Source organism: Labrys sp. LIt4, from assembly GCF_017813775.1.
GTDB lineage: Bacteria > Pseudomonadota > Alphaproteobacteria > Rhizobiales > Labraceae > Labrys > Labrys okinawensis_A.
Genome location: NZ_JAGIPY010000005.1, coordinates 394,371 through 416,260 on the forward strand (window position 1 = coordinate 394,371; position 21,890 = coordinate 416,260).

Sequence of the window (21,890 nt, forward strand, 5' to 3'; positions counted from 1 at the left end):
CACTAAGATACTAGTGTGTCAAAATCTGATCATCGCGATGCCGCGAGAGGTCGCATCAGGCCGGGGCCATGGAGAGCCAGGACACGAGCCATTCGCTGGAGATCCTGACGGCGCGAGGCAAGGCGGCGCAGTCCGGCGTTCGCCCGAGGCGGCCGCGCGTCACCACCGCGACCTTGATCTATGATGATTTGCGTGAGGCGATCCTCGGCATGCGCCTGGTGCCCGGCACGCCTTTGCAGGAAAAGGCGCTGACCCAGCGTTTCGGCGTAAGCAAGACGCCGGTGCGCGAGGCCCTGATCCGCCTGGCCGAGGACGGCCTGGTCGACATCTTCCCGCAATCGGGAACCTTCGTCTCGCGTGTGCCTGTGGCTGCCATTCCCGAGGCGGTGGTGATCCGTCAGTCCCTGGAGGATACCGCGGTGCGGCGCCTGATCGAGATCGCCACGGAGGCCGACATCGCCACGATCGACGCCATCCTGGCGCGCCAGCGCCTGCTTGCCGATCTCGGCGACAAGGATGCCTTTCACGAGGCCGACGAAGGCTTCCACCAGGCCATCGCCCAGATTGCCGGCTATCCCAGCATTCCGCGCCTGCTGCGCCAGATCAAGGTCCAGATGGATCGGGCACGGCGACTGACCCTGCCGGTGGCGGGCCGCATGCATCAGGTCATCGCCGAGCACAGCTTCATCCGCGATGCCATCGCCCGCCGCGATGTCGCGGTGGCCAGCAAGGCCATGAAGGCGCATCTGAGCGCCGTGGTTCCCGACATCGACCGGCTGCGGGTGCAATATCCCGATTATTTCGTCTGAGCACCCTGGAGGAAGATCCCGTTCCCGGGCGCCATCGACAGCAAGAACCGCATGAGGAAACGCTATGACGATGCAAGCGACGAGACATGAGGAGGGGCCAGAGAGGCATCGGGTGGCCCTGGTCGGCACCGGCCATCGCGGTGCGGGCATGTGGGGCAAGGAACTGCTGCAAGGCTGGCGGGACCGGGCCGAATTCGTGGCGATCTGCGACGTCAACGAGATGCGGGCCACGGCCGCGCGCACCGCGATCGGTACCAATGCGCCCGTCTACACCGATGTCGACGAGATGCTGGCGAGCGTAAAGCCTGAGATCGTCATCGTTTGCAGCCGCGATGACACCCACGACGAGATCATCGTCAAGGCGCTGGAGGCGGGCTGCAGGGTGATCACCGAAAAGCCGATGACCACCACGCCGGAAAAATGCCGCCGCATCCTCGAAGCCGAGGCGCGCACCGGCCGGCCGGTCGACGTGACCTTCAACTATCGCTTCGCACCCACGGCCGCCCGCATCAAGCAGCTGCTGCGCGAGGAAGCGGTGGGCACCGTGACCTCTGTCGACTTCCATTGGTATCTCGACACCCAGCATGGCGCCGACTATTTCCGCCGCTGGCACGCCAAGGAGGCCCATTCGGGCAGCCTGTTCGTGCACAAGGCCACCCATCATTTCGATCTGCTCAACTGGTATCTGGAATCTGTGCCGCGCGAGGTTTCGGCCTTCGGTACCCAGCGCAATTACGGTCGCAACGGGCCATTCCGCGGCGAGCGCTGCCAGACCTGCAGCCATGCCCGGGATTGCGATTTCTATTTCGACATGAGCAAGGACCCCTGGCTGACCATGCTCTATGAGGACCCGTCAGCCGAGGACGGCTATGTCCGCGACGCCTGCGTCTATCGCGAGGACATCGACATCGCCGACACCATGACCGCGATGCTGCGCTTCGAGAACGAGGTGATCGTTTCCTATTCCCTCAACACCTTCATGCCGATCGAGGGCTACCATCTGGCGTTCAACGGCACCAAGGGACGCATCGAGGTTCGCCAATATGAGCGTCAGGCCTTCGAGACGCCTGACCATGACGAGATCCTGCTGATGCGCAATTTCGGCGGTGTCGAGCGCATTCGCGTGCCGCATGCCGGGGGCGGGCATTTCGGCGGCGACGACCGCTTGCGCGACATGCTGCTGCGCCCCGGCATGACCGATCCGCTCGGCCAGCGTGCCGGCGCGCTGGCCGGCGCGATGTCGATGCTGTGCGGGGCGGCGGCCGTTGCCAGCATGAAGTCGGGCCGTCCGGTCAGGCTGGCCGAACTCGGGGGCCTGCCGGCCTGACGCCCGACATCGAATGAGTTTACGCAGGGTGGTGCTGCCCCTCACCTTACCTCTCCCCGTAAGGACGGGGCGAGGGGACTTTGACGTCGAGTTATGCCGAAAACCTCTCATCTCGCCCAACAGTGGGGCGAGATGAAAGGTCCAAGGAACAATCGCAACGCTTGCGCCTCCTCGCCCCGTCCTTACGGGGAGAGGTAAGGTGAGGGGCTGCGCGACCTTAACGATAAGCGAGAGAAATATTCCCCCTCAGATATTGCCGGAGGTGTCGCAGGAACGGATCTGACCGCTCTTCAGGCCGGTGACGAACCAGCGCTGGCGCTGGGCTGCCGTGCCATGGGTGAAGCTGTCGGGCACGACATAGCCCTGCATCTTCTTCTGCAGCATGTCGTCGCCGATGGCCTGCGCCGTCTGCAGCGCGCCCTCGATGTCACCCTGCTCGATGAACTTGAAATCCTGCTGCGTGCGATTGGCCCAGACGCCGGCCAGGCAATCGGCCTGCAGTTCCTGACGCACCGAGGCGCCGCCGGCGCCAGCGCCGCCCTCGCGCAGAAGGCCGAGCTCGTCCTGCACATGATGACCGACCTCATGCGCGATCACATAGGCCTGTGCGAAGGCGCAGGCGCCCTGGCCGGCCGGACAGGCATTGAAGCGGTTGCGCATCTCGTCGAAGAAGGCGGTGTCGAGATAGACCTTCTTGTCGTTCGGACAGTAGAAGGGTCCCATGGCCGACTGGGCCGTGCCGCAGGCCGAGCGCGTCACCCCGCTGAACAGCACCAGCTCGGTCGGCTGGTAGCTTTTGCCCCGAACCTGCTCCTGGAACAGTTTGGTCCAGGTATCCTCGGTCGAGCCCAGGATCTTGCGCACGAAGGTTCCCGAAGCGTCGGTGGCGCCGCCCGTCTGGCTGGAGGGGCGCGGCTGCTGTTGTTCCTGGACCTGCGGCTCGCCGCCGCTCAGACCCTGCAGGGCGTTGAAGGCGGCTTCGGGGCCGACGAGGAAATAGAGCGCGGCCACGATGACCAGGCCGCCCAGGCCGATGCCGCCGCCCCGTCCCCCCGGAAAACCGCCGCCACCGCCGCCGAAACCGCCGCCTTCGCCGCGACGATCGTCGACATTGTCGGAGGCGCGCATATCGTCGAGTTTCATCGCCCTGTCTCCTGCTCCCCGGATGCCAGCCTTTCGCCGATGTCCGGCCGGCATGGTGATTTGTACTGTGCAAGCCATACCCAATAAATATGTCTTCGCAAAGTCCGTTACAGGGGTTCTAGCCGGTGCTTACGTAGGGAAATATAGTTTTCCCGAAATGGGGTCCGACGGCGCTCGCTTCATCTTCGAAGGTGAGAGGCTGCATCGGCGCGCGGATTCAGGACATGTCTTGCTCGATTGCCGTGCGGATGGCGCGGAAATCGCGCCAGGCCAGGCGTTTCTGCACCGGCTGGCGCAAGAGATAGGCCGGGTGCAGCGTGGCGATCGCCCGGATGCGCTGGCCGGCAAGATCATAGTCCAGCCAACGCCCGCGCAGTTTCAGGATACCGTCGGTGACGCCGAGCAATGCCTGCGCGCTGCGGGCGCCGAGGCAGACCAGGACCTTTGGGGCCACCAACTCGATCTGGCGTTCGATGAAGGGACGGCAGATTGTGGTCTCCTGCGGGGTCGGATCACGATTGCCGGGCGGACGCCAGGGCACCACATTGGCGATATAGGCCTTGGTGCGGTCGAGCCCGATGGCCGTGAGCATGCGGTCGAGCAATTGTCCCGAGCGGCCGACGAAAGGCCTGCCTTGAATGTCCTCGTCGCGCCCGGGGGCTTCGCCCACGAACATCACCTTGGCATCGGGCGCGCCGTCGGCAAAGACCAGGCGATTGGCCGTGGCCTTGAGGGCGCAGCCGTCGAAGCGCTCGAGCAGGTCCCGCAATTCGTCCAGCGTGCGGGCACTGCGCGCCTGTTCGCGGGCCGCCAGTTCCACCGCGTCCGGCGAAGTGGTCAGCATGGTCGGCGCCGGGGAGGCCATGCGGGGCTGTGCGGCGGCAGCGGGAGCCCTGCGCGCCGCATCGGCTTCCGGCACGGAACGCATGGGAGGGGAGGCAAGGGGGGCCTGTGCGCTCTCGGCAAAACGGTCGAGCGGCTCGTCTGCGATCGCCACGTCCACGCCCATATCGGCATACCACTGCAGCAGCGCGACGATCTGTTCGGGAGGCATGGACGCGGACATCATGGCGAAAGGATAGAGCAAAGCTTCCACGGTTGGAACAGGCTGGCGGCCTCTGTTAACTCCCCATCAAGGTTAATGCATCATCAATGAGCTCATCGGCCAGGCCGACAATCTCGATACTGCCCACGACGGTCAGTATCGAGATTGTCGGCAGAGGTTTGAAATCTTGCAGGTTCTCCATGATCACGCCACGGGCGCGATCATGGAGAACCTGCATAGGCCGTGTTGGTTGAACCTGTGAGCCTCGTCCATGCTGCTGCGCCGGCCCGTCATCATCGCCCTTTTGCTCTGCGCTGGCGCCACCAGCACGATGATGTATCGCCGCTCGACCGCCGTGCAGGCGAGCCCCGCCGTTGCCGCCAGCATGCATGGTGCCCTGCAGGGCGGCGTGGGTGTGCTGGGTGCGCGGCGTGTCTCGGTGATGCGGGCCGGTCTGTTCGCGATGCCGCAGCTCAGCCTGGCCGATATCGGTTCGGCGCCGCGGGCGGCCTTCGGCGATGGCTTCACGCTGCGCGCCATGCCAGCCAGCCTGACCCTGACGCCGAGCCAAAACGATTTCATGCCGCTTCCCGACGATGTCGGCCCGCCCAGCGCGCCGATCCGGGATGCCACCAAGAAGGGCATGACGAGTTGGCCCGAGGTCATCCGGACCGCCAAGGGGGATAGGCGGCCGGACCGGGGTGTCGGAGAGAACGTCGCCTATATGGTGCCCGGCGACCCGCATGTGCTGATGCCCAAAGTCGGCGCCAGGCCGATGGCGCGCCTGTCGCGCAAGCTCCAGCCGCCCGAAACCGCCGAGGGGCTGCAGCAATTCCAGCCGTCCCGGCTCAGCGCCATCGTCGTCACCAAGCTCGCCGAGAGGCTCTCGGTCGCCGACGCCGAACTCGGCGGACATGACGGCGCCGTCCCTCTCGATCATTCGCTGGCCCCGACCGGCGGCATGTCGCCGGCGGCGAGCCGCCCCGACCTTGCCAGCCTGACCAGCAGCACCACCCGTGCCGACGAGGCGCTGCCGGTCGAGCTCGCCATGGCCGAGCCGGGCGCTCTCCAGCCGGTGGTGGCGCTGGCGAACGTACAGCCGGTGATGACGCCGGACGACGCCCAGACCCTGCCTGAAATCGGCAGCGACGAGGGATTGACCGATGCGCAGAAGAAATCGCGCATCGCCGGCCTGCCCGGGCTGGACGACGGCAAGGCCCGCCCGCTCGACCTGCCGCCGGCGGCATTCACCAAGGCACAGACGTGCCTGGCGACGGCGATCTATTTCGAGGCCCGCGGCGAGAGCCGGGAAGGGCAGGTGGCCGTCGCCCAGGTCATCATCAACCGCCTGCGTTCACCCTTCTATCCCAAGAATGTCTGCGACGTGGTCTATCAGGGCGCCAGCAACAAGCGCTATGGCGGCTGCCAGTTCTCCTTCGCCTGCGATCTCGTCGCCGACAAGGTCACCGAGAAGGAACCCTGGGAACAGGCTCTGGTCATCGCCGAGCGGGTGATGAACGCCAAGGACTGGATCCCCGAAGTCGGCAACGCCACGCATTATCACGCCAATTATGTCCGCCCGCGCTGGGTGCGCGACATGCGGGAGAAGGACAAGATCGGCAAGCATATCTTCTACCGCGTCAAATGGTGGGCCTAACAGCGGGAGTTCAAGAATACGAAAGCGATCGGGCTTATCGGCTTCTCGTCCCGGCAGGAGCGGATGCCGAATCCGCGATTCACTGACGAAGGCGCAAGACCGCCTGCCGAACTGCCTTAGCGCCCTTGCAAGCGTGAGAAGAACGCATCGATCTCCTGTGCCGCGCGGTCCGGGTCCTCGCGATGCGGAAAATGGCCCACGCCGGGAAACGGAGCGAGATCGAGATCGAGAAAAGTATCCTTCAGTCGATCAGTCCAGGCATAGGGAAATAATGGGTCATGCTCTGCCCAGCGCACGCATGTCGGTATCGATATAGGGGGAAGCGGCGGCGCCTCACCCTTCATCATGGCAATGCGGCCGGCATGGGAAGCTCTATAGTGGGCGAAGCCGCCTTTGAGGTTGCCGGGCTTTAGGAAATTGTCGACGTAGACATCCAGCACGTCGTCATGCGCGTCTTTGCGATTCGCCCAGTGGCGCAGGAAATGGCCGATATAGGCTCGACAGCTCTCGCGCGTTGCTCCGATGAGTTCCGGCGCCATTTCCATCTGGTTGAAAGATTGATACCAAATTTCATTTAGCCGATCGGGCGCGGCCATGCGCGGCCCGATGCCGGGGTAGACGAAGTCGAAGAAAAAGAGGCCTGCGAGCCGCGCCGGCGCAAGGCGGGCAAGCGACTGCATGACAGCGCCGCCGACATCGTGCCCAATGACGCCAATCCGATCTATGCCGAGCAGGTCGATCAAGGCCAGCATGTCACCGGCGTGTCCGTCGGGACCGAATGGACCGCTGGGTTTGCCGCTGTCGCCGAAACCACGCAGGTCGGGTGCGACAAGTGTGTAGCGGTCGGCGAGTCTGTGCATCACAGGCTCCCAGGCCAACCAGAATTCCGGCCATCCATGCAGCAATAGGAGCGCCGGCCCTCGGCCGGTGCGCACGACATGGAAGTGGGTTCCGCTCGCTTCGAGGGTCAGGTGCTCCATGGTTTGCCTTCCAATTCTCTCGATGGAACAGTTGCCATCCCCGACATATATGATGGGCGCCCGTGGTGGGGGACGCCCTTGAGCCGGTCCGGAACCGAGAATAGCTGTAAACTCGACGCGTGTATGACAGAAGCCTGCCCGGCCGATTTCGGCTATCGGATGCCTACCATCGCGCCGGTATCTTTCGGGCGTTGAGGGGCGCTTCAAGCAAACCGACTTCGTCACCGGAAAGGACAAGTTGAAGAGCGCCCAGCGCATCGGAAAGGTGATGAGGCTTTGACAGGCCTAGGATCGGCGCGGTTATGCCGTGTCTGGAAAGAACCCATGCCAGAGCGATCCGTGCAGGCGGAAGGCCGCGGGTGTCTGCTACCTTCTCCACCGCGGCGATGGTCTCGTCGACTTCCTTGCGTCCGTCGTACCATTGCGTGACTTGCTCGTCGGTTCCGGCCCGTAATGTCTCTGCCCGATGTGATCCCGCCAGAAGGCCGCGACCAAGCGGCGACCATGGCGTCAAGCCAATTCCCTCCTCCTGACAGAGCGGGATCAGCTCCTGCTCATCCTCGCGGGTCATCAGATTGTATTGGCTCTGCATGGTTATGAAGGAGGCCAGCCGGTTGTACCGCTGAAACGCCAGGAACTTCATGAATTGCCAGGCATGCATCGACGACGCGCCGAGATAGCGGATCTTGCCGACGCGCACCGCCGTATCCAGCGCTTCCGCCGTTTCTTCGATCGGGGTATGCGGATCGAAGCGGTGAATGACGAAGATATCGATGAAATCCGTGTTCAAACGCTGGAGAGAGGCGTCGATGCTGGCCAGAATATGTTTGCGAGACAGGCCGCGATCATTTGCGCCACCTCCCGTGGGAAAATAGGCTTTCGTTGCGATCACCGCATCGTCACGGCGGCCGAAATCCTTGATGGCTCGGCCGAGAATACGCTCGCTTTCCCCGGCCGAGTAGATATTGGCAGTGTCGAAGAAATTGATTCCGGCTTCCAGCCCATCCCGTATGAAGGGGCGCGCTTCGTCTTCCCGCAAAACCCACGGTCTCCACGTTGGATCGCCATAGGTCATGCAGCCGAGACATAAGCGGGAGACTTTGAGGCCACTGCGGCCAAGTCGAATGTACTCCATGCGTTTTCCTTTTGGCATCCGTCAGCTACACGAAGGATTGGAAACGGCGCGGAGCCAGATCACGCGGGCACCGGGCATCACAGTCCAGGCGAAACAGCTTGCAGCGTGAGGCTGGCAACCCGGATCATGGCTGCGTCTGCAAAACGGGGCCTGATCGAAGCGGCCCGTCAGCGCATACCGGCAATCGTGTAGCCGCCGTCGACCAACAGCGATTGCCCTGTCACGAAGCGCGCCTCGTCGGTGCAAAGCCACATCGCTACATCGCCAATGTCAGCCGGCCGGCCAAGACGCTTGGCGGGCGTGAAATCGATCCAGGGCTTGGCGGTTTCATCATTCACGAAACGGCGCAGCATCGGAGTATCGATGATCCCCGGATTCACATTGTTGATTCGAATGTTCCGCTCCGCCACCTCGAGGGCAACTGCCTGGATCATCGCGTCGAGTGCGCCCTTGCTCGCCGAGTAGACCGAGGAGCCGGGGAGCGCGCCTTTGGCCAGCCAAGACGAGGTGTTGACGATCGCGCCGCCCGTGCCTTGCTGCAACATGGCGGCGACCTGGTGCTTTACCGCCAGCCAGACGCCCTTCAGATTGGTGGCGATCACCTGGTCGAAATCCTCTTCCGACAGGTCGGTGATCGGCGCGAAGACGCCTTCTATCCCGGCATTGTTGAAGGCGCAGTCGAGGCGTCCAAAATGTCGAACCGTATTTGCGATCAATGCCTCGATATCGCCGCTTCGTGAAACATCGGTGGGTATAGCCAGAGCTTTTACGCCTTCCGCCTCCAGTGCGCCGGCCGTTTCCTCGATTTCCCTCACGCGGCGGCCCGCCACCACGACATTGGCGCCCTCGCGAGCAAAGGCCAGCGCGGCGGCTCGGCCGATACCGCTTCCGGCGCCGGTAACAATGGCCACGCGTCCTTGAAGACGGCGGGTTTCAGGAGAGGGCTCTTGAGTAATTTCCGGCATTTTGAGGTCTCATGGAAGAAGGATGCCCAGTTCGCGGCTACGTCACGAACGCGATATGGAAATCCTACCCGACCTCATTGTTCGAAATTATCCATCTTGTTTTGCACGAGTTGATGGGCATGATTCATCAATCATGCGAGCAGGGGAAATTGGCGAGTTAACGGCCTTTGTGGCCATCGCGGAGGAAGGCGGTTTCCGCCGGGCTGCCGTGCGACTGAACTTGACGCCGTCGACGCTCTCTCACTCTCTACGCTCGCTGGAACAAAGGCTTGGCGTGCGGCTGATCAACCGAACCACCCGGACGGTATCTCTGACCGCTGCCGGACACGCGCTGCTGCGACAGGTCGCACCAGCCTTCGCCAGTATCGAAACTGCGATCGAGACGCTCAATGCGTTTCGTGACCATCCAGCAGGAACCGTTCGTATCAGCGTGCCGCGGGCTGTTGCTGTTCGCGTGCTCGCTCCGAAGTTCCGTGCGTTCAGCGATCTTTATCCCGACGTCGTGTTGGAGATCGAGGCTGAGAACGGCTTTGTCGACATTATTCGCCAAGAATATGACGCTGGTATCAGGCTCGGGGAAAGCCTTGAGCGCGATATGATCGCGGTGCGTGTTACTTCCGATCTGCGCACGGCGGTCGTAGCCTCGCCCGATTATTTTGATCGTTTTCCGCCGCCGGAGACCCCGCGGGACCTGCATCGCCATCGGTGCATCGGATATCGCCAGACTACTCAAGGGGGGCTTTATCGCTGGGAATTCGATCAGGACGGGCGGGCGTTCAATGTGGCGGTGGATGGGCCGCTCATTCTTGGCGATCCCGACCTGATGATATCCGCGGCGCTGGATGGCGTCGGAGTTGCCTATTGCATTGAACAGCACATACAGGAGCATTTGGATTCAGGTCGTCTTCTACGGGTATTGGAGGCTTGGTGTCTGCCCTATCCGGGATTCTTCCTCTACTATCCCGGACGTCGCCAGATGCCGGCTGCGCTGCGCGTGCTCGTTGATTTTCTGCGGGTTTCGTCCGGTTGATGGCTGGGAGGAAACGACAGTCTTGCGTTCAGCACCTGTAACCGGCGGGATATCCAGGATCCGGATTCGCGCATATGGCTGACACCATAGTTGCGATTGTGGACAGGGTGATTTTGTTTCGCCGATGCGGGTGTTGTGCAGCTTCAATTGCCGGGCCGATCGCCCGCACTTGTCGCCTGCCGTATTTTGCGATTTGTTCGGCCAGTTTCGCAAAGACGTTGAACCAAGAATCGCGCGACGCCTGCGCTGCAATGACCAGTCATGGGTGAGCATGTCCGAAGAAAGTGCCTTCCTCTTCATCGGCCTCCTGGTGCTCGCCTTTCCGGTGCTGGCGATCGTCGCCTTCGTAATGACGCTCGGCCTCAGGCGCAGGGTGCAGGACCTGGAGGAAAGGGTTCGCCATCTGGCGGGCCAACGCCCGGTGCCGGTCGATGCCGCCAGGGCCGCTACGCCGGCAGCGCCGGCGGAGGAGAGAAAGGCCGCCGAGCCCGTGCGGGAAGCGGTTGCTCCGGTTCCCGCTGCCGTGCCTGCCGAGACGCCGCCGGCCGTCGAGCCGCCACCGCCGCAGGCACGGCCGGAGCCGGTGGCGGCCGCTTCCGCGCAGGCTGCGCGCCGCTCGGCGCCCCCTAAGCCGAAGGTCAGCCTGGAGGAGAAGCTCGGAACGCGCTGGGCTGTCTGGGTCGGCGGGCTGGCGCTGGCGCTCGGCGGTGCCTTCCTGGTGCGGTATGCCGTCGAGGAGGAGCTTCTCGGCCCCGGCGCGCGCATCCTGGCGGGGCTCGTCTTCTCCCTGGCCCTGATTGGGGGTGGCGAATATCTGAGGCGCCGTCCCGTGGCGCCCGCCGCAGGGCAGGCCGTCTATATTCCCGGCGTGGTCACGGCCGCGGGCACGGTCGCCCTGTTTGCGACCGTCTATGCCGCCTATGCGCTCTATGAATTCCTCAGCCCGGCCCAGGCCTTCGTGCTGCTCGGCCTGGTCGGCATCGCCACCATGTATGCGGCGGCGCTGCATGGTCCCTGGCTCGCCGGGCTGGGCCTTGTCGGCGCCTATGGCGCTCCCTTGCTGGTCTCCTCGAACCAGCCCAACCCCTGGGCTCTCGCCCTCTATGTCGTGGTGGTGACCGCAGCCGCCTTCATGTTGGCCCGCATTCGGCTCTGGCGCTGGCTCGCCATCGCAGCCGGTCTCGCCGCCTTCTGCTATGGCTTCGTCCTGGGCAGCATCATGGGCGAGGACACCGGCGCCATGGTGTTCTACATCCTCGCTTTGTCGGCCCTGATCGGCGCGGTGCTGATCTACGAGCCTCATCACGGCAAGGCCTATCAGAGCTTCGATCCCGTCGGCCTGGGCGCGGTCGCCGGCCTCGCGATCCTGGCCGTCTCCTTCGCCGGCGCCGACGTGTTCGGGCATGCCTCGCTTGCCACCTTGCTGATCGTGATGGCACTGGCGCTGGCGGCGGCGCTCGCCTTCGACGCGCTTGCCCCGGCAGCCGTGATTGCCGGCCTCGCCGGGCTCACCTGCCTGTGGATCTGGCCGATCGACGGGCAGCTCGCAGCCGAGCCGCTGGTGGTGGTGCCGGGCCACCTCTATCTGCCTTTCCTGATGCCGGATGCCCTCCAGGCCTATATCGAGATCGCGATCGTTCCGGCTGCCGTGCTGCTGCTGGCCACCACGATCAGCCTGATGCGCCATCCCAGGCCGCAACGGCCGGCCCTGGCCCTGGCGCTGGCGGGGACGGCAACCCCGATCTTCGCGCTGGCCATCGCCTATCTGCGCATCGAGAGCTTGCGCGCCAGCCTGCCCTTCGGGGCCGTGGCGGCCGGTCTTGCGGTGCTCTTTGCCGCGACGACCGAGCGTTTCCTGCGGCTGGAGACGCAGACGGAGCAGGACGGGACACCTGGAGCCGGCTCCTCCCTCCATGCCGTGGCCAGCGCCTCGGCGATAGCGCTGACGCTCACCTTCCTGATCGCCGATTCCCCGCTCACACTGGCGTTCGGCCTGTCGGCGCTCGGTGCGGCCTGGGTCTCCACCCTGCGGCCGCTGCCTGCCCTGCGCTGGTGTGCCGCCGGCTTCGTCCTGCTGGTGCTGGCGCGCATGGGCGGAGCCTGGACCCTGGCCGACGCCGGCCTCGAGCGCTTCCCGGATTGGCAGGATATCCTGCTGCGCTATGCCATACCGGCGGCGGCGTTCTATTATGGCGGCATCCTCCTGCGCCGGCGCAAGGCCGACATGCCAGCCGCCATCCTCGATTTTGGTGCCATCCTGCTCGCCTGCGTGGCGGTGGTCTTCGCCATCCGCCTCGGCCTGCGTGGAGCGGAGGAAGCCGCTCATCCCGGCATGTCCCTCGCCGAGGCCGGACTCTATACCGCGCTTGCCTTTGCGGCCTCTATGGCGCTGGTCTATCGCTCCGGGGCGACCACCAGCCCGGTCTACCGGGCAGCGGCACCGATCAGCGTCATCATCGCGCTTTCCCTGACGGTCTCGGGGCCAATGATCACCGCCAATCCCGTGGTCAGCGGCGAGATGATCGGCGGCGGCGCCCTCTTCAACACCTTGCTGCCCGGCTATGCCCTGCCAGCGCTGCTGGCAGGAGCGGCGGCGCTGTTCTGGCACTGGTATGGCCGCGGCGCCGGCAAGGATGAACCGAAGAACCCGGGGATGGAGAACGCACCCTTCGCGCTGCTATGCGGGATCTGTGCCTTCGTGCTCGGCTTCACCTATGTCACGCTGGAGGTGCGCAAGATCTTTGCCGACGGCGTGCCTGATTTCGTCTCGGTCTCCTCCGCCGAGAACTGGGGCTATACCATCGCCTGGCTGCTCTATGGCCTGGTGCTGCTCGGCCTCGGCATCGGCGCGAAGGTGCGGGCCATCCGCTTGGGCTCGGCCATCGTGATCATGCTGGCGGTCGCCAAAGCCTTCCTGTTCGACATGTCGGAGCTGGAAGGCATCTGGCGCGCCTTGTCCTTCATGGGGCTCGGTGTTGCCTTGATCGGCATCGGCCTCGTCTATCAGCGCCTGTTGTTCGGACCCAAACCCGGGTCGGAGCAGGAATTGAAGCCGTAGCCGCGAATGAATGAAATCGCGCCCTGTCCCGACAGTGTCCTGCAGCGTCTCAGGCCGGAAATCGTCCTGCTGAACCTCGCCGTGAACAGGTTTGCCCTACAGTACCAAAACCACGGCAGTCTGGTTGACGATATCTGGCTCGATCGAACGCAGGGTAATCCGCCGCCCGAGGAGGTCGCTCGGCTCGAGGCCGCCCATGAGGCAAGGCGGGCGGCCTGGGCCGCCGATCCTGCCTTTGTTTCGGCCGTCGGGCGGCTGCAGGGCGCGGGCGTGGATTGGGCGTTCGCCTATGAAAGCGATGTCAGCGGCGAGTTCTCCGTGCTGCGCCTGCGCACCCCCGACCATGATCTCGGCGCTCTGGAAGCACTGGCCGCCGAGGATGCCGGCTATGTCACGCCCGAGGCCCGAGCCTCGGCCGCCGAACGTTTCCGCATCTTCATGCTGCGCAACTATCACCCCGACTGGCGGCGCAACCGCGAGCTCTATGCCGCTGTGGGTGGTTCGCCCTACGCGGATCCGGCAAGCTGGCGAGCCGACAGCTGATTGCTCGCGGCACGGACTGCCGCGTGAAACGGCGTCATCGGCCCGTCATGGACCTGCGCCATGGTCGCGGCCATCGAGCTGTCCGTTCCCCGACAGCGATGCGATGTTTGACCTTCCCTTGGCCTGGCTCCATGCCGGGCTTCTTTTTTGCCGTATCGCCGGGCGGCGCTTTCGTGACGGCACGCCCTATAATTGCAAGGCGAAAGGCACCCCCTCGAAGCAGTCCTCGCCGCGTCCGATGGCGTCGATGGCGGCGAGCATGCGGCCGTTTCTGCCCAGGCGCATGTCGGCCAGAGCCACGATGCGGCGGTTGGGGGTGGCGGTCGGTGACAGCCTGCGAATGGTCTGGGCGAGTTCGTGTTCATCCAATGTGGGGTTGAGAGCGCAAGCCACCGTGAAGGCCGCGGCGGTCGAGCGGCTGACGCCGGCATAGCAATGTACCACCAGCGGCGTCGCCTGGTCCCAGGCTCTGGCGAAGGCGAGAAGCTGGGAGAGGTGATCCTCGCCCGGCAGGATCTGGCCTTCTTCCGCCAGTTCGACGATGTCGTTCATGCTCAGGAACAGGTGACGGTTTTCCTCCACCGTGACCGGCCTGATCACCTTGGTGCCGGCATTGATCAGGGTCAGGATCTGGCGGGCGCCGGTGGCTGCGACAGTGGCTTCGAGGCGGGAGAGCGAACAGACATTGATTTGCATGGCGATTACCGGAAGATCTGGGAAAAACGATCGAGGAAGGCCCGCTGCGCTTCCGCCGCCGGCAAAGGCACCAGCCTGGCCTGGTCCATCGGCCGGGGCAAAGGGCGGGGATCGCCGAAGATCCGGCAGGATTCCTCGATGCCGAAGCCGGCAAGCTGGGTTGCCTCGAGAAAGGCGGCTACCGTATCGGCCTTCTTGGTCAGCGCCTTGATCGCCGGAGGGGGAACGGCCGGCAGGCCGAAGCGCAGATGGATGGCACCGAGCAGGCGGGCCTCCACATGTCTGTAGCTCTCGCCGATCACCGCCTTGAACGGCGAGATCATGTCGCCGATCACATATTCGGGCGCATCGTGCAGCAGCACCATCAATCGCACGGCGTCGGGCTGGGCGGGCTCCATCGCATCGAGCACGTCGAGCACGAGCACGCTGTGCTGGGCCACCGAGAAGATGGCGTCGCCGCTGGTCTGGCCGTTCCAGCGCGCCACCCGGGCCAGCCCATGGGCGATATCCTCGATCTCGATGTCGAGCGGGGAGGGGTCGAGCAAATCGAGCCGTCGCCCCGACAGCATGCGCTGCCAGGCCCGGTGGGGAGTGGCTTTGCCTGCGCGTGCCATTGTCAGCCCGGATGTCCCGCCTTGCCGAGCTCGGCGCATTCGGCATAGCGGAAACAGTCGACGAGATGGTCGTTGACCATGCCGACCGCCTGCATGAAGGCGTAGACGATGGTGGGACCCACGAACTTGAAGCCGCGCGCCTTGAGATCCTTGGAAATCTTCTGAGACAGCGGCGTCTCAGCCTGGACGTCGGCCGTGGTGCGCAAGGTGTTCTGCAGGGGGCGGCCGTCGAGGAAGTCCCACAGATAGTGCGAGAAGCCCTGCTTTTCCTCGATTTCCAGCCAGAGCCGAGCCGCGATGATGGTACCCTCCACCTTGGCGCGATTGCGCACGATGCCGGGATCGGCCATCAAGGCCGCCACCTTTTCGGGTCCGTACTGTACGATCCTGGCGGGCTCGAAGCCATCGAACACCTCGCGGAAGCGCTCGCGCTTGCGCAAAATGGTGATCCAGGACAGGCCGGCCTGGAAGCCGTCGAGGATGAGCTTTTCGAACAGCGCCCGGCTGTCATATTCCGGCACTCCCCATTCTTCGTCGTGATAGGCGACATAGAAGGGATCGAGCCCCGGCCAGGGACAGCGTTGCTTGCCGTCGGCGTGCAGAATGACTGTGCGTTCCATGCCGCCTTCTTGCCATGGCGAAAGCCGACTCGGGAAGAGGGAAGAACATTTCGTGATCGTAGAGGCGGCGGCCTGCACCCTTCCTTGCCAGGGCGGCAAAGCCACCTATATTAATTCGATCGTCATCGAATTTTGCCGTGCCCTTTTCATGATCCCGATTTCAGTCCTCGACCTTTCGCCCATCGCCGTCGGCAGCAATGCCGGGCAGGCCCTCCATAATTCGCTGGACCTTGCCCGGCATGTCGAGCGGCTCGGCTATAACAGGCTGTGGCTGGCCGAGCATCACAACATGCCGGGGATCGCCAGCGCCGCCACCGCGGTGGCGCTCGCCCATGTCGCCTCCGGCACCTCCACCATCCGCCTGGGGGCCGGCGGCATCATGCTGCCCAACCATGCACCCTTGATGGTGGCCGAGGCCTTCGGCACGCTGGCGGCCCTGCATCCCGGGCGCATCGATCTCGGGGTGGGCAGGGCGCCCGGCACCGACCAGATCACCGCGCAGGCATTGCGCCGCAATCTCAACGCCGAGATTGATGCCTTTCCGCGCGACGTCATCGAATTGATGAACTATTTCAAGCCGGCCAGCCCTGACCAGCGTGTGCAGGCCGTGCCGGGGGCAGGGCTGGAGGTGCCGGTGTGGATCCTCGGTTCCAGTCTGTTCGGGGCACAGCTGGCCGCCATGCTGGGCCTGCCTTTTGCGTTCGCTTCGCATTTCGCGGCGGCCGATCTCGAAGGAGCGATCGCCATCTATCGCGGCCGCTTCGAGCCCTCCGAATATCTCGACAAGCCCTATGTCATGCTGGGCATGAACGTGGTCGCCGCCGACACCGACGAGGAGGCCCACTTCCTCCAGAGCTCGCGGCTTCAGGCCTTCGTCAGCCTGCGTACGGGGCGGCCGGGCCTGATCCAGCCGCCGGTCGAGAATTACGAGGAGACTCTCGATGCCGTCGGTCGCGCGACGCTGCAGCACATGAACCATGTCTCGGTGGTCGGCTCCCCGGCGACCGTCAAGGCGGGCATCGAGGCATTCGTCGCCCGCACCGGTGCCGACGAGATCATCGCCACCAACATGATCTTCGACCATGAGAAGACCAAGCGCTCCTACGAAATCCTCGCTGAGCAGCTGATTGCCGCGCCGGCTCAGGTCAGCGTGTCGTAGAGGCCGAGCGCCCAGGCGATTTCACCGAGCAGCGCCAGGATGGCGAAGGCGAGCTGAAAACGCTGGTTGGATATCAGGATCGCGGCGGCACAGCCGGTAGTGTAGAGGGCGAAGCGTACCCAGTATTCAGGGCCGAGCGCTGCGGTATAATCTCTTCCCTTGATGAAAGTGTCGATGATGTCGAGGAAGAAGGTGCCGATCAGGATGCCGAAAAACCATTTCCGGCGAGACATGAAATAGTCCTCGAAGCCCTTGTATTCGTACATGGTGTCCGGAAAGAGCATCGTACACATGAAGAAGAATACGCTCGCATAGAAGGCGACGAAGCCATAAAGCGGGAAGCTCCACTGCACGTTGACCAGGTGGAATTCCCACCACCAGAACGAGATGATCTGAATCAGCATGAAGAAGGTCCACACCAGGTGGACGCCGTAGATCTTGTGCTGGCGCGGATGCTGGACGAAGCGGGCAAGGCCGGTGAGCAGGCGGCCCATGCTGAGGCCGACGATGATGCTGATCACCGTGCGGACATGGCTGAGGACGGTGGGATCGAAGGCGTGGGACTGGTTCACGGAGCATCCTCGCGCTTGAGAGGCGGCGGCATGCCATTGCAGCCACGATGCCGGCATACTCGCGAAGAGTCCCGCGCGCGGGCGGGTATGAAACTACTTCCCCAGAATTGCCCGGAATCACCACGGGAGCAAGACAGACAGGACAGGGTGTTGGGGAAGACCGCTTCACGGCGGGCGGATACGGTGCCGTGCGGCACCCTTTCTGGTCAACTGCGTGAGAGCCGGCCGAGTTTTCTCTGGGACGGGTATCCGCGAGCGAGCTCTGCTGGCACGTCGCCGGAGCGCCCCTGCACTCAAGGCGGGAATGTACTCTCGCACGCGACGAGGCGGGAGCCTCAGGCCGTCGCCTTGTGCGCCTCGCTCGGCCCGGCCCACCATGATGGCTTGTCGACCGCCAGGGCAAGGCCCTCGGCCGTCAGGCTTTCGCCGGCGGCCAGCCCTTCTTCCACCCGGTCGAGCCGAAGCAGGGCCAACCCCCTCATGCCGGCCGTGGAACCGAGCGTGCCCGCCGGCCGGTCGCCGATGCGGATCTCGGTGCCGGCAGCCGGCAGGGCGGTCGTGCCGGCGACCGGCACGATGCGGCTGCGCGCCGTGCCGCGATGCTGCATGCGGCTGACGACTTCCTGGCCGACGAAGCAGCCCTTCTTGAAGTCGACGCCGGCGAGCATGTCCATCAGTACCTCGTGCGGGAAGGCGTCGCCGAAGCGAAAATCCTTGCCGCCTTCGGGAACGCCGAGCTCGATGCGGTGAGCGTGATAGGCCGCGGCCCTGTCGTCTGACATGGCGGCGGCCGGCGCGAGAATGCGAAGCCCGAGCTCGGAGCGCCGGGGATCCGGGAAGGCGAGAGCACCCTCGATGTCGACGCTTTCAGGGGGCAGGGCAGCGTAGACGGCCCAGGCCGGCGACAGCGTCTCGACCGTCACCTTGGCACGCAGCCGATAGAAATTGAGCCGTTTGGCGAAGTCCGCCGCCAGCGCGGCATCCGTATCGAGATAGAGCCCGTCCTCGCCGATCGTCGCCAGGAAATCGAACAGGATCTTGCCCTGCGGTGTCAGCAACGCCCCCCATCGTCCTTGGCCGGGTTCGAGATGGGCGATGTCGCAGGTGACGAGATTGGCGAACCAGGATCGCGCATCCTCTCCGCTGAGGCGGAGCACGGCGCGGTCGGGCAGGTGGATCATGGCAGGGCAGTCCCGTTTTCAGCATCCCCTATATGGCAATCCTCGTGCGCGGCGTGAAGAGGCGGCGGATTGTCGACACGGTTCGGAGGACAGGATAAGACGGCATCGCCTTCCCGTTCGCTGAGAGGGGCGGCATCATCCATATGCGCCAGCATGAGGATTGGGCGAGACGGCGAGGGCGACGAGACCCCTCAACGCTTGCGCCCCCTCGTCCCGCTCCTGCGGGGGGAAGGGGCGTCCGGCGTCCCGGCCTTCCTCCGAGGCTACAGCTGTCATCGAGGAGAGCGCCATGCCCCAGACCTTCGACCGCATCTTCCGCAATGGCGAGATCGTCAACCAGGACGGCCGGCACCGCGGCGATATCGGGGTCAAGGATGGACGCATCGCGGTGCTCGGGGACTTGTCGCAAGCCAGCGCAGGCGAGATGATCGATTGCACCGGTCTCACCATCCTGCCGGGTGTGATCGACAGCCAGGTGCATTTCCGCGAACCGGGGCCGACGCATAAGGAAGACCTCGAATCGGGCTCGCGGGCGGCGGTGATGGGCGGCGTCACCACCGTGTTCGAGATGCCCAACACCGATCCGCTCACCATTACGCCCGAAGCCCTGGCCGACAAGGTGCGCCGTGGCACGCATCGCATGCATTGCGACTTCGCCTTCTGGGTTGGCGGCACTCGCGAGAATGCTCCCCATGTGGCGGAGCTCGAGCGCCTGCCGGGCGCAGCCGGCATCAAGGTGTTCATGGGCTCTTCCACCGGCTCGCTGCTGGTCGAGGACGACGAGGGCGTGCGCGAGATCCTTAAGCGCACGCGGCGGCGCGCCGCCTTCCATTCGGAGGATGAATATCGTCTGCGTGAGCGGCGCGACCTGCGCGCGAAGGGGGATGCATCTTCCCATCCGGTCTGGCGCGATGTCGAGGCAGCCCTCAATTGCACGCGGCGCCTCGTCGCCATCGCCGAAGAGACGGGCGCGCCCATCCATGTCCTGCATATCTCGACAGCGGACGAGATTCCCTTCCTCGGCGCGCATAAGCGCCTGGTGACCTGCGAGGCGACGCCCCACCATCTCACCCTGGCCGGGCCCGAGGCCTATGAGAAGCTGGGCACGCTGGTGCAGATGAACCCGCCGGTGCGCGACGCCGGCCATCGCGAGGGTATCTGGCAGGGCATCCGCCAGGGCATCGTCGACGTGCTCGGCTCGGACCATGCGCCCCATACGCTGGAGGAAAAGGCCAAGCCCTATCCCGATTCGCCCTCCGGCATGACCGGTGTGCAGACCCTGGTGCCGGTGATGCTCGACCATGTGAACCAGGGCCGGCTGTCGCTGGAACGTTTCGTCGACCTGACCAGCCACGGCCCCTGCCGGATCTTCGGCATGGCCGGCAAGGGCCGTATCGCGGTGGGTTACGATGCCGACCTCACCATCGTCGATCTCAAGCGCAAGGAAACCATCCGCAATGGTTGGATCGCCTCCAAATGCGGCTGGACGCCCTATGACGGCGTCGAGGTCACCGGCTGGCCGGTCGGCACCATCGTACGCGGAGCGCGGGTAATGTGGGAAGGCACGCTAGACGAACATTCGCGCGGCGAAGCCGCACGCTTCTGGACGGCCTGACACGACCGAACTGAAGCGCGGACATCACCGTCTGCTGGCGTGCGCCGTGCCGAAGATCCAGGCCAGGGCAATGCCGGCGACGAAGCCGATGCCGTGCGCGGTGAAACTGATCTGAGGCAGCGAAAGGTCGATCGCCGCCTGGATCAGCAGCACGATGACGATCAGGCTGAGATTATGCCGGTCGGCGATATGGCGTGTCGCCAGGAAGTCGGACAGGCGCCGCAGGGCGATGGCCCCGATGAGGGCGAAGATGGCGCCGGAAGCCCCGACCAGGACATCGGGCTGGGTCAGGCCCGCCTCGGTGAGGGCGAGCACCCCGGCCATGGAGACCAGGCCGCCGATCAGATAGACGAGGCCCATGCGCAGGCTTCCGACCGTAGCCTCGACCATGCGCCCGAGCAGGAGGAGCCCGATCATGTTGCTGATCAGATGTTCGGGGCCGGCATGCAGGAACATGGCGCTGAGCAGACGCCACCATTCATGATCCCGAACCACCGCATCGGGCCATAACCCCCCGAGCCGGAACAGGTTTTCGGCATCGGTGGTGTCGCCATTCCACAGTTCCACGCCGAAGACGGCGCAATTGGCCAGGATCAGCAGATAGGTCACCGGAGCGGCGCGCCAGCCGGTACGTCGAAGGGGCGCGTTGCGACGGACATGCGCCTCCAAATCGTCGAGGAAGGCCGTCGCCTGCGGCGAGAGTTGGCCCTCCGCCAGGCTCGCCGGCTTGTCCAGGCGAGCGACGATCGCCTCGTGCTGGGCGGGTGTCAGGGCGGCGGATGCGAAGCCTCGCAGCAGCGGCTCGGCGAGTTCGCCGCGTGCCGCCGCCTGGAGGGCGGTCGCCTGCCAGAAGGCCTTCACGGAGACCGGCATGGCATGGAAAGAGGCCAGCATCGAATCCGTGGCCTGGACGCGTCCGCAGAAGGCGAGAAGCATCAGGGTCGACAATTGTCCAGTACCCAGCAGGCCGCGATAGCGCGCAGCCGTCGCCACCATGGCCTCCAGCTGCCCGGTCTCCCCAAGGGCTCGAATCGGAAAGGCGACCGCATCTGCACCTGCCGGCACGGGGTTGCGGGCGAGATAGTCGACGATGCCCTGCCAGTCCTGGCGCTGCCGCAGCAATTGCAGGTCGAGGATCACTTCCTGATCCGGCTTGCCGGTCTGGCGCAGCGCTTCGAGAGCGTCGATCCGTTCCTCGCGCGTCGATTCGGAAAGAGCCTTGAACAGCTTGGCCGTGAAGCGACTTTGGGAGGTGGGCTGGACGAGGCTGGCCAGGCGGGCGAGCAGGGCGGCGCGTTCGTTGCGGCCGGCCAGCAATTCGCGATTGGCCCGGTTCAGCAGCGGCCCCGGCGCGATGATTGCCAGCAAGGCGAGGGCCGCCAGGAAACCGTAATAGTCAGGCAGAAACCGGTAGCCGGCGACGGCGATGGCGATCACGATTGCGTGCCCCGCCAGATAGATCGCGATGCCTGGAAAGCGGTAGGCTCGGGTTACGAACACCTGGGCAATGGCCACGGCTGACAGGGAACCGGCGGAGAGCGCGAGGAAGGTCTGCAAATCCATGCGCCGCTTTTGCCGGAAGCGGGGCTGAGCCGCAACCTGGGGCGCGCCGTCAGTTATGTTTTTGACCTCACCGCCTCCGGTCGAGGGGCGCTTTGGGTTGAAGCCGTAACCGACGACCCGCCCCGGCGCTCTCCCCGCCTTATGCACGGTTGGGTCATGCGGTCTGCATGGCTTTTTC

Annotated in this window: 20 protein-coding genes; 8 read left to right on the forward strand and 12 right to left on the reverse strand. The window is 64.7% G+C overall.

Going from position 1 to position 21,890, the window contains the following annotated elements:
* Positions 1 to 68: 68 nt before the first annotated feature.
* Together J8I29_RS12535 and J8I29_RS12540 are read left to right on the forward strand one after the other, a co-directional pair.
* Positions 69 to 809, forward strand: coding sequence for a GntR family transcriptional regulator (locus J8I29_RS12535; protein ID WP_105862347.1), 741 nt, complete (start codon positions 69 to 71; stop codon positions 807 to 809).
* A 70-nt stretch (positions 810 to 879) separates the two neighbouring features.
* The gene (locus J8I29_RS12540) at positions 880 to 2,136 is read left to right on the forward strand and encodes a Gfo/Idh/MocA family oxidoreductase (protein ID WP_209431883.1); all 1,257 of its coding nucleotides are present in this window, start codon (positions 880 to 882) and stop codon (positions 2,134 to 2,136) included.
* A gap of 246 nt (positions 2,137 to 2,382) precedes the next feature.
* Here the strand turns inward: J8I29_RS12540 and J8I29_RS12545 are convergent, their stop codons facing one another.
* The 3 genes from J8I29_RS12545 to J8I29_RS12555 all read right to left on the reverse strand — a co-directional run bounded on the left by J8I29_RS12545 (position 2,383) and on the right by J8I29_RS12555 (position 4,562).
* Complete coding sequence (locus J8I29_RS12545) at positions 2,383 to 3,279, reverse strand: neutral zinc metallopeptidase (RefSeq protein WP_105862346.1); 897 nt, start codon at positions 3,277 to 3,279, stop codon at positions 2,383 to 2,385.
* A gap of 217 nt (positions 3,280 to 3,496) precedes the next feature.
* Positions 3,497 to 4,333, reverse strand: coding sequence for a uracil-DNA glycosylase (locus tag J8I29_RS12550; RefSeq protein ID WP_105862592.1), 837 nt, complete (start codon positions 4,331 to 4,333; stop codon positions 3,497 to 3,499).
* A 67-nt stretch (positions 4,334 to 4,400) separates the two neighbouring features.
* The gene (locus J8I29_RS12555; protein WP_209431884.1) at positions 4,401 to 4,562 is read right to left on the reverse strand and encodes a hypothetical protein; all 162 of its coding nucleotides are present in this window, start codon (positions 4,560 to 4,562) and stop codon (positions 4,401 to 4,403) included.
* A gap of 33 nt (positions 4,563 to 4,595) precedes the next feature.
* On the opposite strand from J8I29_RS12555, the gene J8I29_RS12560 reads away from it, so the two are divergent.
* Positions 4,596 to 5,981 carry a cell wall hydrolase gene (locus J8I29_RS12560; protein WP_209431885.1) on the forward strand — a complete coding sequence of 462 codons (1,386 nt, stop codon included), beginning with the start codon at positions 4,596 to 4,598 and terminating at the stop codon, positions 5,979 to 5,981.
* Positions 5,982 to 6,097: 116 nt separating this feature from the next.
* Here J8I29_RS12560 and J8I29_RS12565 read toward each other — a convergent pair whose 3' ends face one another.
* The 3 genes from J8I29_RS12565 to J8I29_RS12575 form a co-directional block, all read right to left on the reverse strand.
* On the reverse strand, positions 6,098 to 6,961 hold the full coding sequence (locus J8I29_RS12565; RefSeq protein WP_209431886.1) for an alpha/beta hydrolase: 864 nt from the start codon (positions 6,959 to 6,961) through the stop codon (positions 6,098 to 6,100).
* Positions 6,962 to 7,124: 163 nt separating this feature from the next.
* A complete protein-coding gene (locus tag J8I29_RS12570; RefSeq protein ID WP_209431887.1) occupies positions 7,125 to 8,096 on the reverse strand; it encodes an aldo/keto reductase in 972 nt (323 codons plus the stop codon).
* A 167-nt stretch (positions 8,097 to 8,263) separates the two neighbouring features.
* The gene (locus tag J8I29_RS12575) at positions 8,264 to 9,061 is read right to left on the reverse strand and encodes a glucose 1-dehydrogenase (protein WP_209431888.1); all 798 of its coding nucleotides are present in this window, start codon (positions 9,059 to 9,061) and stop codon (positions 8,264 to 8,266) included.
* A 55-nt stretch (positions 9,062 to 9,116) separates the two neighbouring features.
* Between J8I29_RS12575 and J8I29_RS12580 the strand changes: the two genes are divergently transcribed.
* From J8I29_RS12580 to J8I29_RS12590, 3 genes are all read left to right on the forward strand, one after another.
* Positions 9,117 to 10,091 carry a LysR family transcriptional regulator gene (locus J8I29_RS12580; protein WP_348536011.1) on the forward strand — a complete coding sequence of 325 codons (975 nt, stop codon included), beginning with the start codon at positions 9,117 to 9,119 and terminating at the stop codon, positions 10,089 to 10,091.
* A 271-nt stretch (positions 10,092 to 10,362) separates the two neighbouring features.
* Complete coding sequence (locus J8I29_RS12585) at positions 10,363 to 13,149, forward strand: DUF2339 domain-containing protein (protein WP_209431889.1); 2,787 nt, start codon at positions 10,363 to 10,365, stop codon at positions 13,147 to 13,149.
* Positions 13,150 to 13,155: 6 nt separating this feature from the next.
* The gene (locus J8I29_RS12590) at positions 13,156 to 13,692 is read left to right on the forward strand and encodes a hypothetical protein (RefSeq protein ID WP_209431890.1); all 537 of its coding nucleotides are present in this window, start codon (positions 13,156 to 13,158) and stop codon (positions 13,690 to 13,692) included.
* A gap of 186 nt (positions 13,693 to 13,878) precedes the next feature.
* On the opposite strand, the gene J8I29_RS12595 is transcribed toward J8I29_RS12590, so the two are convergent.
* From J8I29_RS12595 to J8I29_RS12605, 3 genes are read right to left on the reverse strand one after another with little or no spacing between them, the layout of a single operon-like run.
* On the reverse strand, positions 13,879 to 14,388 hold the full coding sequence (locus tag J8I29_RS12595; protein WP_105862338.1) for a protein tyrosine phosphatase: 510 nt from the start codon (positions 14,386 to 14,388) through the stop codon (positions 13,879 to 13,881).
* A 5-nt stretch (positions 14,389 to 14,393) separates the two neighbouring features.
* A complete protein-coding gene (locus J8I29_RS12600) occupies positions 14,394 to 15,002 on the reverse strand; it encodes an HD family hydrolase (protein ID WP_209431891.1) in 609 nt (202 codons plus the stop codon).
* A gap of 2 nt (positions 15,003 to 15,004) precedes the next feature.
* A complete protein-coding gene (locus J8I29_RS12605; RefSeq protein ID WP_105862336.1) occupies positions 15,005 to 15,622 on the reverse strand; it encodes a DNA-3-methyladenine glycosylase I in 618 nt (205 codons plus the stop codon).
* A 148-nt stretch (positions 15,623 to 15,770) separates the two neighbouring features.
* Here J8I29_RS12605 and J8I29_RS12610 point away from each other — a divergent pair, with 148 nt between their 5' ends.
* Complete coding sequence (locus tag J8I29_RS12610; RefSeq protein WP_105862591.1) at positions 15,771 to 16,781, forward strand: LLM class flavin-dependent oxidoreductase; 1,011 nt, start codon at positions 15,771 to 15,773, stop codon at positions 16,779 to 16,781.
* Here J8I29_RS12610 and J8I29_RS12615 read toward each other — a convergent pair.
* Positions 16,763 to 17,353, reverse strand: a complete 591-nt coding sequence (locus J8I29_RS12615; RefSeq protein ID WP_105862335.1) for a hypothetical protein — start codon at positions 17,351 to 17,353, stop codon at positions 16,763 to 16,765. The genes J8I29_RS12610 and J8I29_RS12615 overlap by 19 nt on opposite strands.
* Positions 17,354 to 17,688: 335 nt before the next feature.
* Positions 17,689 to 18,534: a folate-binding protein YgfZ gene (locus J8I29_RS12620; protein ID WP_209431892.1), complete on the reverse strand. Its 846-nt coding sequence runs from the start codon at positions 18,532 to 18,534 to the stop codon at positions 17,689 to 17,691.
* Positions 18,535 to 18,823: 289 nt separating this feature from the next.
* On the opposite strand from J8I29_RS12620, the gene J8I29_RS12625 reads away from it, so the two are divergent.
* Positions 18,824 to 20,149, forward strand: coding sequence for a dihydroorotase (locus J8I29_RS12625; protein WP_209431893.1), 1,326 nt, complete (start codon positions 18,824 to 18,826; stop codon positions 20,147 to 20,149).
* Between the two features lie 24 nt (positions 20,150 to 20,173).
* Here J8I29_RS12625 and J8I29_RS12630 read toward each other — a convergent pair whose 3' ends face one another.
* A complete protein-coding gene (locus J8I29_RS12630) occupies positions 20,174 to 21,712 on the reverse strand; it encodes a rhomboid family intramembrane serine protease (protein ID WP_209431894.1) in 1,539 nt (512 codons plus the stop codon).
* Positions 21,713 to 21,890 lie beyond the last annotated feature (178 nt).